We start from the raw sequence: 16077 nt of genomic DNA, 5'->3' as shown, positions 1-16077 counted from the left end.
AAACTTCGAGCTATACCCAGTATTCTGGCGAAGAGGCCTTGCACAGCCCCATAACAGTTACACATTAGAAGAAAGTACGGTTTTTATAAGGGTTATTAGATTAAGGCTGTATGGGACAACCCCATTATGGGTGTTCAGGATTCTGCATACTTTGTCGAGAATCCTGAATAAAGTAAATCTGGTAACACAGTTCTCTGGTGCAAGGAATTGTCCATTTCCTGTCACGCCGACCATCGCCGACAACGGTGGTCTTTGACGTTTTAGGATGCCAGAAGTTATCCGAAGGGTAGAAATCAGCCCGTTACCGTAACTCGAAAATGTCCAAAACCTTCTTAAAAATGGTTCAGAAATCTTGTGAACACCAAGCGATTTTGTCATATGTTCGTATTTTATAGGGCTAAGAAAGAAAATATGCCGTAGCCCTCAGCCCTTATAAATAAAAGGCTGAGGGCTCACATTGGACTTTTCGCTGAAATGGGCGCAAAACCCCATGATCAAATCTATAAATAGCATGATGATGGATATGCTAGCTGCTATCGCGAGAAAAGATTACCAAGATCGCCGCCGCCGTCAGGCTGAAGGAATAAAGAAAGCCAAAGAGGAAGGGAAACACAGAGGGCGGCAAGCCGATTCAGAACTACACGAAAAAATCTATCAGCTACGAGTAGTCAACAAGCTGAGTATCAGTGATACCACCAAACTTACCAATGTTTCAGGTCGTACAGTAATACGGGTTGCTAAAAAGTTGGCAAGTGAGCGTTCAGCGGGGTAAGAAGCTTAGCGTATGTTTTCGTTCCATTGGGCTTCAGACCCCTTTGTTAAGTGGGGGGCAGAAGTCCCATTACCACCGAGAACCATTAGCGATGGTCGTGCTGAATTTAACCCTCCTTATATTTTCTTAAGAGATTATCTTGGTATTGATCCAACACAAACGGTCTATACTTTTGCTGAACATATCATCAACCCAGTAATGGTTACTCATATCATTTTTTCTCTGACTTTTGCCATCGGCTACTGTGTGATCGATGAAATTTTTCCAAAAGTAAAAATGTGGCAAGGTGTAATGGCGGGTTTGATCGTCACTGTTTGTACGCATGGTACGGTTTTTGTGTGGCTAGGGCTGACTCCGACTTGGTCTCACCTTCCTGCAAGCGAGTACATTTCAGAGATCTTTGGTCATATTGTATGGTTCTGGTCTATTGAAATGATTCGTGGTTATCTGCGTGAAAAATGACCAAAGAGCCGGATCCAGAAGTCGCGTTAAGCTAAGAATACCGACATAAGGTGAGCTTACGAGAAGATAGTGTATACCGAATCAACTTGAAGATGCAGGCTTGAGAACCTGAAAATTATCATTAATTCGAGATGCCAAAGAGCCTGCGATCTCTGGAAGAGTCACAGTAAAAAATTGGTCTATTGCTGCCTTGAAGTCCCGTTTACTTTTGAAGTAAACGTTGTTCCTCGACTTCTCATTCATTACTTTCCAAAGCCGCTCTATTGGATTGAGGTTTGGGCTGTAAGGTGGAAGATAATGCAGCTCGATATTAAGGACAAATGCCGCATCTCTGACCAAGTCACTACGGTGATATCCCGCACCATCTAAAATGATATGAAGCTTATGAGCTAACGGATAACTCTCTCTTAACTTACAGAAAAAGCGAACTATCGTTTCACTGTTAATGCTCTCATAATCATCAATAATAGTAGCTCCGATATCTGACAGGTTCAGTGCGCCAAGAATGTTCAATCGACTGCGATTTCCCGTTGTTTCAATCACTTTATCTTGACCAGTTCGTATCCAGCCATGAGATATTTTTGTTGATAGGGTTGGGTGAACAGCATCGATAAAGACTATCGATTCATCCTCGTCACAACTTGCCTTTAGCGCTTCGTAAGCATCTATGAAAGCTTGTTGTTTTGCTTCATCAAACTTATGTGGAACGCCTTTCGGTTGCTTGTAGCTAAAACCGTTATGGTGAAGCCATTTGTTCATACCAGAGACAGTGTAATCAAGTCCAAAAGTCTCTTTAACGTAGGCGACAATTTGATGAGTATGAGGATAGGTTCTCTCAGTCAAATGCTCGATTAGGTGCATGGTTTGAGTTGCAGAAAGCTTGCTTTGACTTCCGCCATTTTCAGGCTTAAGTTTTTCAGAAAGAACGTAGTCGCTAAGGTGACGTGCAACGGTGGATTCATGAATCCGAAGAGCTTGTGAAATCATGGTCTGACTCCAGCCTTCAGAAGCCAGCAAAACAGCCTTAATACGGTCGCAAACTCGACTATCACGTTCAATATCGTGCATTTGTTCGAGTTGCAGTTTCTGTTGAGGAGTCAGTGTAATTTTCATGGTTCGTAGCATGATCCTGATTCTAAAAAAAATGGGTATACGGATTTAATGGTTGATGGGTCACCTTCACCCCATCAATCTGATACCACCCTCAGATGGTTGATAGATCGACTCCGTAGTTGAGTTCCTCTGCGAAGTCCGGCAGTCCGTAACCGATGGTTTTCTTGTAGAAAGGAGAGACCTTCGCAGTCGGTGCCTTCTTCTTGTGCTTCGTGGTGTAGAGCATTCGTGCCCGCATCACCTCGAAGGAGTAACCGCGCCCTTCACGGTTCTTGTCCTTGGCCAGTCGGTTGATGGACTCCGTGTAAGCGTTGGTGACGGGCATGTCCGTCTCGAAGTAGGTCATGGTCTCTTCGCGCCAGTTTCCCACTGCCCTGACCAGATCGCTCCAGACTTCCTTTTGGCCCTTCGGGATGGTGGCTATCCACTCGTCCAGGGCGGCTTCTGCCTGGAGCCGTGTGGTGGCGTCCCAGATGCCGTAGAAGCGCTCCTTGTGCTCGTAGGCGGCCAGCAGTTGCGGGAACGCGCCTGTCCAGGTCTCCATGATGAGGCGCTCCCGGTCTGAGACTTCGTGAGCGCGTTTCAGCAGGATTTTCCGGTCTCCCTTGAGAGTCCGGCTCTGGGACGGTTTCAGCTCCTTTCTGAGGCCCTTGCGCACTCTCTCTAGGGCATCGTTGGCCATGCGCACCACATGGAACTTATCGACCACGATACGGGCCTGGGGCAGCACAGCCTTGACCGCTGCCCGGTAGGGGTTCCACATGTCCATGCTGACGATCTCGACCTTCTGCCGGTCTTTCAGCTTCATCAGGTAGTTGGTCACCACGTCCTGGCGGCGGGTGGCCAGCAGGTCGAGCAGGGTTCGCTCCTCAATGTTGGTCAGAATGCAGCGGTAGCGCTTGTTCAGGTATAGCTCGTCAATGCCCAGGATGCGGGGCGTCTCGAAGCGGTGCCAGCGCCCCAGGAACTCGGCGCGGGCGTTGAAGATGTCGCGCACCGTCTTCTCGTCCAGGCCGGTCTGTGCCGCCACAAAGGTGTAGGGGTGGTTGAAGGATTCCTTCTCCACGTACTCATGCAGCCGCAGTGTCATACGGAATCCGTCCACCATCTCCGGTAGCTGGGGCCTGAATGTTGTCTTGCAGGCCCGGCAGGTGTATCGGCGGCGGACCACCCAGAGAGTGACCCGTTTGCCGTGGATGGGCAGATCACGATAGGGAACGTCACGCTTGCCGAACCGTACGAACTCACCCTGCACGCCGCATTCCTCGCAGGCGATGGGATCGGGCACGTCCACCTGGAAGTGCATTTCGTCGTCGGTTGATTTGCAGCCCAGTACTTGGTATTGCGGCAGGTGAAGGATGTTGTCGGGAAGTTCGGTCATGGTGTTGTATAGGCGTAGGTGTCAGTCAGATCCATCCGACTCGGCATTGGTGTTTGCTTTTTTACCCAACAAGCTGCTGGAAACGAAAAGTAAGGCACCGAGGACAATTGCAATATCAGCCAGGTTGAAGGCCGGCCAATGCCAGTCTCGCCAATAGAAATCAAAGGAATCCACAACATAGCCGCGAAAGACCCGGTCAATCAGGTTACCCATGGCGCCACCGAGGATAAGACTGTAAGCGATGGCTTCTCCTTTATGACGATTTTCAAGGATCAGCTTGATCAGAAAAATCGAGACCACTACCGTGATTCCGATAAAAAAGTAGCGCTGCCAGCCTCCACCATTCGCAAAAAGACTGAATGCGGCACCGGTGTTCCATAGGTGCACCCAGTTAAAGAACGGGGTCACCGAAACATACTCGCCATAGGCCATTGATTGCTGCACCAGCCACTTTACAGCCTGATCAGACGCTGCCAGCAGGCCCGATATGGACAATAGGGCATACGGCGAGAGCTTTTTGCCAATAATGAGCATTATTTAACCCTTCAACGCCAAAATGCGTCTGGCACCGTTAAGTACAATGCCCCCCGCGATGGTGCCGATAATCAGATCCGGATAATTGGAACCGGTCCACGCGACCAGGGCGCCGGCGGTGATGACCCCCAGGTTGATCACCACGTCGTTGGCCGAGAATATCCAGCTTGCCTTCATGTGCGCCCCACCTTCCCGATGTTTGGATATGAGCAGCAGACAACTGGTATTGGCAATCAATGCGACGAATGCGATAGCCATCATCACCAGCGATTCAGGCTCACTACCGAATACAAAGCGTCTCACCACCTCTACGAGCACGCCCACAGCCAAGATCAGTTGCAGTACACCAGCAAGATGCGCGGCACGTACCTGCATTTTCACGCTATGTCCAACCGCATAAAGGGCAAGCCCGTACACCGCCGCATCGGCAAAATTGTCCAGGGATTCTCCAATCAGGCCGGTGGACCGGGCGATCAGACCGGCAGTCATTTCCACCACGAACAGAAGTGCATTGATGCCGAGCAACCAGCGCAGGGTCCCGGATTCTTGCTTAGCAGAAGCTGCCGAAAACTCGGCGGCTTTGATGGTCTCCGGATTTGCAGCGACGGTTTCCTGAAGCGAGGCGCCTAGCCCCAAGGTCTTCAGTTTCGAGGTGACGGGCTCGACCTCGCCGTCATGCACGACCTTCAGCCGGCGGTTCGACAAGTCGAAGGACAGCGCCCGAATCTCCTCAAAGCCGTTCAGGGCTAGGCGAATCATTCGTTCTTCTGATGGACAGTCCATCTTCGGCACGGCATAAACACTGACCCATCTCCCTGGCGCCTCGGAGGAGGCCTGTATATCGGTATCCGCTGCGGACGTTGCATCACCGCCACAGGCGCCACCACAGGATTTGCTCATGATACGACTCCACTTGAACAATGTTGTGGTACCATTTTAAACTATAAAGCTACTATAAGGTCAATAGAGTAAAGAATCCGTTGGGGAGGAGGCTGATGCGCATTGGTCAGTTGGCGCAGTTGGTAGGGGTCGAAACACAGACGATCCGCTTCTATGAACAGCAGGGCTTGTTGCCGCCGCCTGATCGGCAGGACAACGGTTACCGTGTCTATACCGAGAAGCATGGTGAGGGGCTGGCCTTCATCCGTCGCTGCAGAATCCTGGGCCTGTCACTGGCTGAGATTCACGAACTACAGAGCTATCAGGACGACCCTCATCAGCCTTGTACCGCCGTCAACACCTTGCTCGATGATCACATCTCTCATGTGCGGTCGCAGATAACCGCTCTGCAAGCGCTTGAGAAACAACTCGTTTCACTGAGAGCGAGTTGCAACGATGACCGGGAAGTTGAGGCGTGTGGGGTTCTTGCTGGAATTAGCGAAGGAAACATGCACCAGCAGTAGGTGAAGCATCAACCAGATAATCCGATGAGATGCCGGTCTGTCTCACTCTCATGCAAAGGTAAGATCAACCATTTAATCCGCTTACCCAAAAAAATCAAGCATCTTCAATGATCACGGGTATAGCTAATAATGGGGCAGAAATGAGTTTGGCAACATCGCCTCTGTTTGTCGCCTCTGTTAGATTCCAATCAGCACAGAAAGCACTACCTCTATAAGAACTATGCTTTAGTTCAGTTCACCCTTACAACCGTAGATATTAACCATTAAGACAGACGTTACACTTTCAAGGATGCATAACAAACTTTATTGTGCGAGCACATTGGCTTGTGGCGACAAAAAAGTCCTCCCTCAGGTTGCATATTTCACCACCAGCCAATCCGGTTGGTTTTCGGCTAAAGTCTTGCGAATTATTCCACTCGGAATAATTGACCTTTGGGTGTATAATCCTACGGGGTTCTTATGGGTGAAACAGCATGTTCTTGTTAAACAATACAAATTTTGACATTAGCACTGCCGAGGAGATCCCTGAACGCATTCAGTTATTGATTGACTCATCATCTCCGCTAGAGGCAAATCTAATGACAATCGTAACTCAACGGGAAATGTATCTTGCCAACTTTTCCCGGATGAATGATCAAGAGAAATCCAATTTTGTCGCTTCGTTGACGCGCATGTTCATGCGTAACTCGTGGACTAGATAATTTTCAAGGTGTTTTGTGAATTTCTATCAGAAAGGAGGAAGTGAATATTTATTTGTCTGTGACCTGTTTAAGGAGCTTCGGAAAAAAAGCAACTTATCTCAGGCTGACGCGGCCAACCATATCGGTGTTAACCAATCTTTCATTTCCAAGTTCGAAAATGGTCATACTGGGATTGACCTATTTGATGCATTAGCTCTCCTTGACTTGTATGGTATCGATCATGTTGATTTTTTCTATATGCTTGATCAGTTTAAAAAAAAGGAGATTAGAAAAGGTGCTCTACTCGACTACTTTTTATCAAGAAGCTAAACCTAATTACTCCAAATCCCTTTCATTAGATTAAACATCGAGTAGTTTAAATTCTTGCGTTCATCGCCTTGCGGGTAAGGATGCTTGTCATGATGTTCTTTAGGCACATCTGAAAGTAAAGTGTCCATAACAAGCCAATCACAACTTATTCCTTTGCTTATAAGTGAGTCCTGGACAAAAGCTTCAAAAGCCCTGGCTAACATCTCGCTTCTTTCTATCCAGTATTTTCGCGCTCCCTTCTGGCCTGCCAGTTTCTGTGATTGATTGAAATACTTAGTACCAGAGCAAAGTTGCTTAGTAATGATATTCCTCATAAGGAGAATGTTTTTCCTGAACTTATCAGGTGCGTTTTCCATGTCTACGCCAGTAATAAACTCACTGATCAATTTACCCTCATATCCTCTAGACCTTGCCAGAAGAGCATCAACTCCGTGGAACCACTCGTGAGAAATTGCACCAGGTCCACTCCGCCGAGTCAAATTGATGATATTTAGGTCTGGCTCATAATGGGCGCTTGCTTTCCCCTGCCCCCTTGCGCCGAAAGCTATGCCAAGTTGTCCTCCAAGCCCTATCCATCCGTCTGGTATCTCTAATATATGAGCTAATACCTTGAATGCATAAAAGCTATTGTTTACAAACAGTTGACGTTCTTTGTCTGGCATAGAGCTCCCAAACTGAACTCCTCTAAAATTGAACGTGTTTATGAATTGTTCTGGTGTAACATCATAGCTGAGCTGTATGTTTCTTATCGTTTCGATTTTCTTTCTGGGGATATAGGGCGATACATCTAAATTCATGTGACAACGTAATGCATTTATAGCATCCGTTTCACTTTTGAATTTGTTAGGGAACTCTTCTGTTTCTTTATATACAAACCGTTTTCCTTGTATCGAGCACAGTCGGTAGAATCCCCCCTCGAAGGCCACCGGAAATAGGTCAACATTGTATGGCTTGATTGTATAAGGCCACCCTAATTTTGGCAGCAAATGAATTAAAGATGATTGTCGTAGCGTCAAGGCAAACGGAGTTTTGTAGGTTCTATTTTCACCTCTACCAACAGCGTACAATGGGTAAACATCTCTAATATGTTGCCTACCAGTTTTCTTAGGGATACCCATCCGACTCCGAAATCGTTCCGGTAGCAACTTTACATCATCATTGTCAGCTACGTTTTCAAACAACTCTTGCAAAACAAGTAGTGATTTTTCGTATGCGTTTGTCCATTGCTCTTGACTGACAGATGGCTGAGCTGGACGGGGGTTATTCCTCCAACCAGAATAGTAAACCGATAAATATGCGCATACTTCAACTGACAGACCATCATCACACAATTCTTGCCAGTTAAATGACCTCCGGCAGAGCCGGAGGCTTATTGGATGACGCCCTCTAAGGGCTTAAGTAAGCGCCCAAGGCGCTAGATCCCAAACTTCAATTGATCACGGTGCTCATCTTCCTGTTCTTGATTTCTTATATATTCAAGCACTGTCTCTTCATCCAAACCGACTGTAGATACAAAATACCCCCTAGCCCAGAAGTGCTCACCATTAAAGTTTCGCTGCCTACCTCAAAACTTCTTAGCTATCGATATAGCGCTCTTGCCTTTGAGATAACCAACAACATTAGATACAGAATACTTTGGCGGAACACTGATGCACATATGAACATGATCTTTCATCAAGTGCCCCTCTTCTATCGTTACGCCTTTACGTTTGGCTAACTCATGAAATGTTGCACCTAAGTGTTTCCTGATGGCACCGTAAATCATCTTTTGTCTTTTCTTCGGGATAAACACCACGTGGTATTTACAATCCCATCGAGTATGAGACAGACTCTTATAGTCTCGCATAGGTTGTTTCCTCTTTACTTTTGGTCGAGCAAAGAAGTTACACATACCGTTGTCACGGTCAAACCTATGCGAGTCACCCCAGCAGAGCTGGGGGTTTATCAATGTTTAATTAGGTTCCGGCCAAATTGATTTAAGGCTAATGTTTGTGTCGCCGTTATCTTTCCCTAATACCAAATGCTTCTTTGCAAAAGGTAAATACTCTCCGGTGTCGTCTAACTTGCCCATATAATAAGACTCTTGGTTCTACTATAGAATTACACTTATACACCAGAGAACACTTAGTTAACTAACGCGGAAATGCCCAATCTCGGCAGATTTATAATGCATGAACAAAGCCTTAAAAATCCAGCCTTCTTACCGATGCTTGTTCGCGTACTTGAGTTGGGTTCAATTGAAGTGCTTGGTTCATATGGTGTACTCCTTTCAAATGGGTACACCAACCCCAAGAGGGTGATGTACCCTCGTGGGTTATAAAAAGTGAATTAATGCTGTTTATTTATGGCGACCAGCTATCGCACATCAGCGCTCAAGGCACTTTCCTAAGAAACCTGTTTAGGATGCTTAGGAAAGCGAGGGGTTTCCCCCTGCGCTTTTGAACTATCCCAGGTTAACGACAGGGATACTTGCAACATTGACATTGAATACCCTGTCTATAACACTTTTTGCGAACTCAGCTACGGCGTATCCAATTGCCGAGTCCTTCTTATTTACACATATTTCAATTCGGGAAAAAGGAGTCAGGGGCAATGTTTCGCCTTCATGCTCAGAGCTATATTCAACAAGACATTCCCCATTTTCATCAGTACAAACATAAAGTTTATTGTTTTTAATCAAAAACCAGTCTGTAGCAAAACTATCGTGGTAAGTAAGACTACTAGTTTTTGTTACAACGACAGCCTGATAAAACCTTTGAACCTCTCCACCAGAAGCAATGTGTTCAACAACATTAATATAGTGGTATTGATATCCATCAATATTGCTATCGGTATCAATAATCACTTCCTGCCTTAATGAAGTGTTAAAAATATGGTTCATCCGGTAAATCGATACCTGAATGGCTTTTCTGATATCATATCGCTAAAAATAGCTAGTTAATGTCAACTTCACTTCTTTACCATCGCTTTGGAATACGCGGCCCTTTCCATTATTGCTCTACAGAGTTTGATGGTAACGTAACCATCTTTCACATAGCACACAATACTCATATTAAATGTCCATCGTGCCGTAGTCGTGATGTCATAAAAAAAAGGAGGTAAGGTTCGCCGTTTCATTGCTACCCCAATTGGCACTAACCCCTGTTACATCCAGATAGCAAACCAGCGGATTAAATGCCGAGCTTGTAATACATTCGGGTATTTGCCGCTTAATTTTGTCCCTCGTCCCAAGGTCCGTTACACAAAGGGCTTTGAACAGTATGTTCTCTCCCTGTCGGCATTGAACGTAACCATCAGTGCCATTGCCAAGCTATGCGGTGTCTGTTGGGATACAGTGAAAGACATTCAGAAGCATTACCTGCAAAAACGATACTCTCAACCTTGTCTTAAAAACGTCACTCACATTGGAATTGATGAGATTTACTGTGGCCCAAAAAGTGGCTTCATGACGGTTGTGATTGATATGAAAACAAGTGCCGTCATTTATACAGAGAAAGGAAAGAAGTCCGAAAGCCTTGACGGTTTTTGGAAACGGAAGCTGCGCTGTAAAAAACCGATTGAAGCTATCGCCACCGATATGGGTCAGGCATACATTTCTTCGGTAAAACAGCACGCTCCGAAGGCTAAGTTAGTCATTGACCGCTTCCATGTGGTGAAGCGATTTAATGAAAAACTGACAGCGTTCAGGCGTGAATTACAAAATTCGATGAGTAGCAAAAATGACGCTCAATATCTTAAGAATACTCGTTGGTTATTGGTGAGTAATCCGGATAGGTTAGATGAGCAGGGCCAAGCGAGGTTGGAGCGAGCACTCGAAGCCAATCAGCCCTTAGCGGTGGTTTATTATTTAAAAGAGAAGTTAAGAATGCTGTGGTCGCAGCCATCAAAGATCGAAGGAGAGAGATGGCTAGAAAGTTGGATAGATGAAGCGAACCACTCAGGCATTGTGATGCTAGAGAAGTTTACTAATACCCTGAAAAAGCATAAGGATGGGATATTGGCATTTTATGATGAAAGGATGAGTAGTGGTCGAGTAGAGGGTGTGAACAACCGAATAAAGACGTTGAACAAAGTCGCCTATGGGTATCGTGATTGGGAATTTTTTGAGTTAAAAATCAAAGCAAGTCATGAGGCGAAGTATCGATTTACCGGATGAACCAAAAATATACTTAATCATTGTTATCTCCTTAGTTTTTAAGGAGAGAGCCCCTAGAGGGCACATCTCCCTCCAGGGTTAAACTGAAAAATTAATATTTATTCATTCAAAGTTAAAAACCATCGCTTCATTGGAACAGTAACTTCAATCATTCCATTACCACAATAAGCTCCCCAAAAGTTATAAGTAGTCTCAAACATATCGAACTCGAATAGTGTTTGAATATGCTTATCAGTAATGGGGTTAAATGGTCCACCGCAGCCAACATGCATCGCTATGCCATAATCTCGCATATCGAAATCATCTAGGTTTTTTCCACCCACAGAAGCTATCAAATTCTCACCTCTGATTTCACCTTCACGTAAAAGCAAGACTGCTTCTTCGTAACTCGCATATTGTGTCGTTAAATTCACAATATGGCCATGCTTAGGTTTGTGTTGTTCCGATAGTGATTTCAGTAGTTGCTTCACACTCTGAAATCTTGCGTAAAGCCCTGGCGTGAATTGTCCTGCGAAAGTTAAGTTCGGACAGATCAACTCAAGCATGTCGTCAGGTATAGAACTAAGCCCCATTTGCTTTGCAAGCGGCTCAGCTTTTTTCATTGCATCTTCAACTACCATTGGGTTTCGAAGATGTTGCGGCATATCCATAGTTATTCTCCTTTGGTGAGACGAACAGACCCATCAGGTTTGGTTCCCCTCAGTAATTAGATGGTCCGGTAGCTAAAATGCTACCGGAGTTTATTAACAATCTGAGCTGCCTGTTCTGCAAACGGCCCAGAGTAATGTATGTCCATTTTTTTTGAACACCAGACAGTTCCAATTATTAATTGGTTGAAGTTTCTGTCTTTGTAACGTTGACGCATCAATTCTAGATAGGCGCTCTCATCACCTTCCCACCCCAAAGGAGGTGAGAAGGGACAAGTAGCTTCGTTACCTGGCTCAGTGTTTACTTCTGCTAGGTTATACACGCCCATAAGCACCTGCCCTACGCGCAATAAACTCGCGGAGTGTACTAATCGGCGGGAATCCCATCTGTCCTTGAGTTACCAGGACATCGTTCCAATCTATACCTTTTGCACGAGGTGGAATGGGCAGCTTAGGTAACAGCACATGAACTGTATATCCTTGCTTTTCAAGCTTAGATTTCAGCACATTTGCGGAGCGTTCCCCTGTTAGCGACTTATCCTTATCTGCAAAGATAACGACAGTGTGGATGTCTAACTCGTCTGGAACTTCAAAGTTTTCCAAAAGAGTAGCATTCACTGTGGACCATGTAGGGATGTGAGTAGCACGGAACCCAGACAATGCTGTTTCCAAGCCTTCTGCCAAACCTAATACTCCTTCTGTTGGCATACCTAAGCGAACTGCACCGCCAGTGACACTCAATCCATCAGGAACAGGCATCATCTTTTTAGCGCATTCTACTTTGGCCTTCTTACCACTTTTGGTCAGATATGTACGATGTAAAGTAACCAAGTTTCCTTTCGCGTCTCGGATGGCTTGTACTGCGGCTGGAAATTTTCCAACCTCATTACCATCTTCATCGTAATAGGACATACTTGGGTGGAATCGCAGGCTGTCTGTCTGTTCTACTACATCATGTGCAAACAAAAGTTTGCGATTGACGAAATAGGCACGTAACGGCTCAGCTGCTGCACAGTTAAAGGGCAAACATTCATTCCAGATCTTCTCAATTTTTTCACAAAGGCGAGCATTGTAAACACGTTCGCGTTGAGCTCTCTTTTGCATTTCCTCTTGAAGTTCCATCAACCAAGGCTTTGACTGCTCAGCAAAGAGCGGAACAACCTTGCTTTCTGAATGTTCTTGTTCAACTACGGCTTCTTGGTGATGCTCAACAGGGCTACATGAAGAATGATTATCCTCATGTTGTTCTGTCGGAACATTTGAATCAGCCCATGACTCTTCGTTATAAGAACCAGGAGCAGAGTGAGAGACATAGCTGCTGTTTGAAACCTTTGCCTGCGCTACAGACTCTGGTTTAGCAGTACGAACACTCTTAGTTTTCACTTCAACCAACCACGTATTGCGATGTGTTTGAACTGGTTTCTCACCAATGATCTCTCCAGTGCCTTCTTCAAATACAGGCTGCATTACGGTAACAGCTTCACGTCCCAAATTTGTGAGAGTGACTTCATCACCATATACAGCACCGCATTCTCCGATTGCTCTTTCTAGATCAACGCCCCAAATCTTACGTTCATTGCCCGTTGATAAACGAATGTAAGCAAAATAGCTTGGTTCATTTATCGGGTCGTCCTGGTAAGGAGCTTGACCGTGAGCAATTAAAGTGCCCTGATACTTAGGGCGACGATTTGGATCGTATTTGGTGTTATTCACTTTTGCCGGAGCAGATTGCTGTGCTCGGCGCGGTGAACTTGTATTATTGGAGCTTTGCTGACGCTTGAAATGCTTTGGAGCCATCAACAAGTCACCAACTTGCTGTAGGCATTCAGCAAAATCCCACCCTCTTGCTTGGTTTAATAGCTCAAAGCCATCATGCCAAGAACCGCAAGAACAAATAGCACCACCTGTTTCGTGAGCATCTTTGAACATACGGAAGTCTTTTTTTCCACCATGAAACGGACATGTAACATGGGACTTTCCCGCTTTTTTGAGTGCTGGTTCCAGTTCAGGCATTAAATGCGCCAAAATGAAAAGCCATTGACCCTTAGCGAGGCTACGAACTTCGTCTGCTTTATAGAAATATGAGTTATCCATAGTGTTTCTCCTTAGCTGAAACCCCGACATCGAGGCTTCCCTAAGTCCCCCCGTATCAGGGGCTTTAGGGAAACCCCGACACCGGGAAAAAATAGCCAAGGAGGCTCCCCTACCGGAGATGCTCTCCCCGGCTGGGGTTTGATTTTGGGCTATTGACCATTAACTCTGCGTATGGCCTTACCCAAGAAGGATTGCATCAGGTGATTACCTGATGATTTGAAGTAAGTTAGCCAGTCGATCCAATTCCACTTAGCGTAATCATCAAGAGATGGAGGATTAAAAGCTCCCCAAATCTTACTGTTTACGCCTTCGCGGAGAACGTAAGCTACTTTCTCGATTACTTCTTCTTTACTCATTAGAGTAGAGATTTTGCAAGGAGGCATCATAATGAGGCTCTCTGCTTGTTCATGAGTAATCTTCTCTATGGTGCCAGCGTTGATATCCACGACAAACGCTTTGGTTTCTGGTCCTTGTTCTGACCAGATCCAATACGTTATATGAACGGGATTAACGCCAAGTCCGACCGGAACGATTTGAGTTCCAGAAGGACGCAGTAACCAAACGAATTTACCGCTTGGGTTGCTTTTGAAACGTTCGAGCTCTTTACCATCAATCTCCAAATTAGATTTGAAATGGAGAGGTAGTTTTTCCGCATTCGAAATTTCAAGCATACGTTGTTGCAGATGTTGCAGAATTGCAATGTTAGACATAGGTGTACTCCTACAGTTTGCAGGTACACCTGGCCCATGTCGGGTTGGTGTACCCGACTGGGTTATGAAGGGTGAAAGAGAACTTTCACTTAAATTGAATGCTGTTTGTTTTTAGCGACCAGCTATCGCGTCTTCACTCTCAATGAGAGTAGAATTCGTCACTTTCCGTTAGGTGCTCTATAACACCTAAGGGAAAGTGGGGGCTTTCGCCCCTCACTGTTAATCATCGTAGAAATATCCTTGCTTGTCACACGACTCTGATGCCGAATAGGCTTCATATCGCGCATTTTCGTTAAACGAAAATTTCAGAGGATAAGCAATTGAAGGCGGAGTTTGCTTTGTTAAACGTCCATTCCATTCATGCTGTTCCATTGTGCCAGATACTCCATCGACGGTGAACATTTCATCATAACCATTTATCTTTACAATCGGGAAGTCAAACAAGCCAAGAGCTTCTATCACCATCACCTTGTCTGAACAAGCATAAACTTGCTTGTTCTTATCTCGGTAAAAATCAAAGCCACAGCTCAGATAAACCCCTATGATCCGCAAAGTTTCGTCATCCATTCCAGATGCAATGTTCTTATCTAAGTTTGCTTTTGCCAGCCAGACATGGGCGTTGACTCCACCAAATATGCCATAGCCCTCGTAAGCATTTTCCTGTAATGGTTTCTGACCATGAGGTTGTAGTAAGTAAACAGTGCGAACTTGACGTCCAGAATATACATTCGAGATGCTTTCTTTTGAATCACACGTTTTCCAGCTAAAAAATCCCATAGTGTTTCTCCTTCAATTATTTAAATCGAAGGGGGTTGCCCCACAAGGGGAGCAAGCCCCCCTCTAGGGTTAAGTAAAAATGTTAGGCCGCTTTACGAACTAACGATTCCTGCATTTGATGATGTTCTGATATAGCATTTTTGAGCTGTATTTTACGAACTTCTGCTATGGCATTACTGACCAATTCGCGGCGGTAACTTCCATAACTTCTGTCATTAACATCTATAACCAGGCCACCTATAGATTCAGATGCTAGTTCCTCTTCCGTCTCTCGGTCGAGGATCTTAGCTTCCAACCTCAGATAGCGCTGCTTACCATCAACAATATCCTGTATTGTTTGTAATGCTAACTCTTCGTCCCAGCATCCAATATCAAAGTCATGCTCGGGATGCTCTTTAAGCTGGACTGTGTAGTCAGCTGTATTAAACTCCCAGGAAACAACTTCTTCGTATGGCGTACCTTCCACCAGCGCATAGCCTTCGGCTTCAAGCTGTTGGGATGTAGATTTGATGTCATGTTCGAGACGACTCACAAAGTCGTTCCAAATGCTTTGCCATCTAGTGATGTGCTCATCAGTCACTTCACCTGTTACCAGACCAGCGGCACGAATCGCTTCAAAATGCTCCTCAGAGAAACTTTCAAAATCGACTTCATGACAAAGATCCATGCAGTTATAGTGGCTGTACCGATGCCCATGAGAGTTTCGCTCAATCGACATTCTGCAACATCCTATATCTGCTTCCCTTAATATTTCCAACATAGATAATGCTTCTTTACGAACCAAAAGGTTTTTTACGCGAAGTACGGCGTTTTCACCTGCTGTATTTTGGTCATAAATTCGCAGCATAAGCTTCTCTACATCATCCTCATCGAGGTTTCCATAGAAACTCATACCATCACCTTGACAGTAACTAAGGCTGTACTCGATTGTCAGACCTTCTGGGTAGCCAAGTTTTTTCAGTTGGTTATTGAAATGAGTTTTAATCATAGCTATCTCCTTGTTTTTTTGAGGAGACAC

General features: G+C 45.3%; 14 protein-coding genes and 3 pseudogenes. 5 read left to right on the top strand and 12 right to left on the bottom strand.

The annotated features are described in order from the left end of the window. Positions 1-490: 490 nt before the first annotated feature. Positions 491-772, top strand: a pseudogene (locus DI392_RS13360) (recombinase family protein); the annotation flags it as partial. Positions 773-784: 12 nt separating this feature from the next. Further along, positions 785-1234: a DUF1440 domain-containing protein gene (locus DI392_RS13355; protein WP_245228366.1), complete on the top strand. Its 450-nt coding sequence runs from the start codon at positions 785-787 to the stop codon at positions 1232-1234. 81 nt (positions 1235-1315) lie between these two features. Here the strand turns inward: DI392_RS13355 and DI392_RS13350 are convergent, their stop codons facing one another. From DI392_RS13350 to DI392_RS13330, 4 genes are all read right to left on the bottom strand, one after another. Further along, positions 1316-2347 (bottom strand): IS630 family transposase, encoded by a 1032-nt coding sequence (locus tag DI392_RS13350; RefSeq protein WP_102595949.1) that lies wholly within the window; start codon positions 2345-2347, stop codon positions 1316-1318. 91 nt (positions 2348-2438) lie between these two features. Then, a complete protein-coding gene (locus DI392_RS13340) occupies positions 2439-3728 on the bottom strand; it encodes an ISL3-like element ISPpu12 family transposase (protein ID WP_004574636.1) in 1290 nt (429 codons plus the stop codon). Positions 3729-3749: 21 nt separating this feature from the next. Next, positions 3750-4262, bottom strand: a complete 513-nt coding sequence (lspA, locus tag DI392_RS13335) for a signal peptidase II (RefSeq protein ID WP_027013448.1) — start codon at positions 4260-4262, stop codon at positions 3750-3752. A 3-nt stretch (positions 4263-4265) separates the two neighbouring features. Continuing rightward, on the bottom strand, positions 4266-5162 hold the full coding sequence (locus DI392_RS13330) for a cation efflux transmembrane domain-containing protein (RefSeq protein ID WP_004364974.1): 897 nt from the start codon (positions 5160-5162) through the stop codon (positions 4266-4268). Between the two features lie 95 nt (positions 5163-5257). Between DI392_RS13330 and cadR the strand changes: the two genes are divergently transcribed. Together cadR and DI392_RS13315 are read left to right on the top strand one after the other, a co-directional pair. Then, positions 5258-5665, top strand: a complete 408-nt coding sequence (gene cadR / locus DI392_RS13325; RefSeq protein ID WP_007148576.1) for a Cd(II)/Pb(II)-responsive transcriptional regulator — start codon at positions 5258-5260, stop codon at positions 5663-5665. A gap of 716 nt (positions 5666-6381) precedes the next feature. Continuing rightward, on the top strand, positions 6382-6675 hold the full coding sequence (locus tag DI392_RS13315; protein WP_014386779.1) for a helix-turn-helix domain-containing protein: 294 nt from the start codon (positions 6382-6384) through the stop codon (positions 6673-6675). A 2-nt stretch (positions 6676-6677) separates the two neighbouring features. Here the strand turns inward: DI392_RS13315 and DI392_RS13310 are convergent, their stop codons facing one another. The 3 genes and pseudogenes from DI392_RS13310 to DI392_RS13300 all read right to left on the bottom strand — a co-directional run bounded on the left by DI392_RS13310 (position 6678) and on the right by DI392_RS13300 (position 9556). Beyond that, complete coding sequence (locus tag DI392_RS13310) at positions 6678-7793, bottom strand: LPD1 domain-containing protein (protein WP_041154736.1); 1116 nt, start codon at positions 7791-7793, stop codon at positions 6678-6680. A gap of 296 nt (positions 7794-8089) precedes the next feature. Continuing rightward, positions 8090-8521, bottom strand: a pseudogene (gene tnpA, locus DI392_RS13305) (IS200/IS605 family transposase). A gap of 597 nt (positions 8522-9118) precedes the next feature. Beyond that, on the bottom strand, positions 9119-9556 hold the full coding sequence (locus DI392_RS13300) for a hypothetical protein (RefSeq protein ID WP_041154737.1): 438 nt from the start codon (positions 9554-9556) through the stop codon (positions 9119-9121). A gap of 231 nt (positions 9557-9787) precedes the next feature. On the opposite strand from DI392_RS13300, the pseudogene DI392_RS13295 reads away from it, so the two are divergent. Further along, positions 9788-10831 (top strand): annotated as a pseudogene (locus DI392_RS13295) (ISL3 family transposase); the annotation flags it as partial. Positions 10832-10929: 98 nt separating this feature from the next. On the opposite strand, the gene DI392_RS13290 reads toward DI392_RS13295, so the two are convergent. From DI392_RS13290 to DI392_RS13265, 5 genes are all read right to left on the bottom strand, one after another. After that, the gene (locus DI392_RS13290; RefSeq protein WP_032073025.1) at positions 10930-11481 is read right to left on the bottom strand and encodes a hypothetical protein; all 552 of its coding nucleotides are present in this window, start codon (positions 11479-11481) and stop codon (positions 10930-10932) included. 312 nt (positions 11482-11793) lie between these two features. Further along, positions 11794-13572, bottom strand: a complete 1779-nt coding sequence (locus DI392_RS13280) for a DUF7146 domain-containing protein (RefSeq protein WP_041154738.1) — start codon at positions 13570-13572, stop codon at positions 11794-11796. 149 nt (positions 13573-13721) lie between these two features. Next, positions 13722-14282, bottom strand: coding sequence for a hypothetical protein (locus tag DI392_RS13275; RefSeq protein WP_014386773.1), 561 nt, complete (start codon positions 14280-14282; stop codon positions 13722-13724). A 219-nt stretch (positions 14283-14501) separates the two neighbouring features. Then, positions 14502-15059 (bottom strand): hypothetical protein, encoded by a 558-nt coding sequence (locus DI392_RS13270; RefSeq protein ID WP_014386772.1) that lies wholly within the window; start codon positions 15057-15059, stop codon positions 14502-14504. 82 nt (positions 15060-15141) lie between these two features. Next, positions 15142-16047 (bottom strand): hypothetical protein, encoded by a 906-nt coding sequence (locus DI392_RS13265; RefSeq protein ID WP_052481497.1) that lies wholly within the window; start codon positions 16045-16047, stop codon positions 15142-15144. Positions 16048-16077 lie beyond the last annotated feature (30 nt).

Source organism: Vibrio albus, from assembly GCF_003144035.1.
GTDB classification, from domain to species: domain Bacteria; phylum Pseudomonadota; class Gammaproteobacteria; order Enterobacterales; family Vibrionaceae; genus Vibrio; species Vibrio albus.
The sequence above is the reverse complement of the archived record's forward strand: the minus strand, read 5'-3'. Positions and strand labels throughout refer to the sequence as shown.

What these genes read in the sequence shown, in the direction of transcription:
- DI392_RS13275 (WP_014386773.1), bottom strand. Translation starts at nt 14,282, where the DNA reads ATGTCTAACATTGCAATTCTGCAACATCTGCAACAACGTATGCTTGAA.
- DI392_RS13310 (WP_041154736.1), bottom strand. Translation starts at nt 7,793, where the DNA reads ATGGGTATCCCTAAGAAAACTGGTAGGCAACATATTAGAGATGTTTAC.
- cadR (WP_007148576.1), top strand. Translation starts at nt 5,258, where the DNA reads ATGCGCATTGGTCAGTTGGCGCAGTTGGTAGGGGTCGAAACACAGACG.
- DI392_RS13270 (WP_014386772.1), bottom strand. Translation starts at nt 15,059, where the DNA reads ATGGGATTTTTTAGCTGGAAAACGTGTGATTCAAAAGAAAGCATCTCG.
- DI392_RS13350 (WP_102595949.1), bottom strand. Translation starts at nt 2,347, where the DNA reads ATGAAAATTACACTGACTCCTCAACAGAAACTGCAACTCGAACAAATG.
- DI392_RS13300 (WP_041154737.1), bottom strand. Translation starts at nt 9,556, where the DNA reads ATGAACCATATTTTTAACACTTCATTAAGGCAGGAAGTGATTATTGAT.
- DI392_RS13265 (WP_052481497.1), bottom strand. Translation starts at nt 16,047, where the DNA reads ATGATTAAAACTCATTTCAATAACCAACTGAAAAAACTTGGCTACCCA.
- lspA (WP_027013448.1), bottom strand. Translation starts at nt 4,262, where the DNA reads ATGCTCATTATTGGCAAAAAGCTCTCGCCGTATGCCCTATTGTCCATA.
- DI392_RS13340 (WP_004574636.1), bottom strand. Translation starts at nt 3,728, where the DNA reads ATGACCGAACTTCCCGACAACATCCTTCACCTGCCGCAATACCAAGTA.
- DI392_RS13355 (WP_245228366.1), top strand. Translation starts at nt 785, where the DNA reads ATGTTTTCGTTCCATTGGGCTTCAGACCCCTTTGTTAAGTGGGGGGCA.
- DI392_RS13330 (WP_004364974.1), bottom strand. Translation starts at nt 5,162, where the DNA reads ATGAGCAAATCCTGTGGTGGCGCCTGTGGCGGTGATGCAACGTCCGCA.
- DI392_RS13280 (WP_041154738.1), bottom strand. Translation starts at nt 13,572, where the DNA reads ATGGATAACTCATATTTCTATAAAGCAGACGAAGTTCGTAGCCTCGCT.
- DI392_RS13290 (WP_032073025.1), bottom strand. Translation starts at nt 11,481, where the DNA reads ATGGATATGCCGCAACATCTTCGAAACCCAATGGTAGTTGAAGATGCA.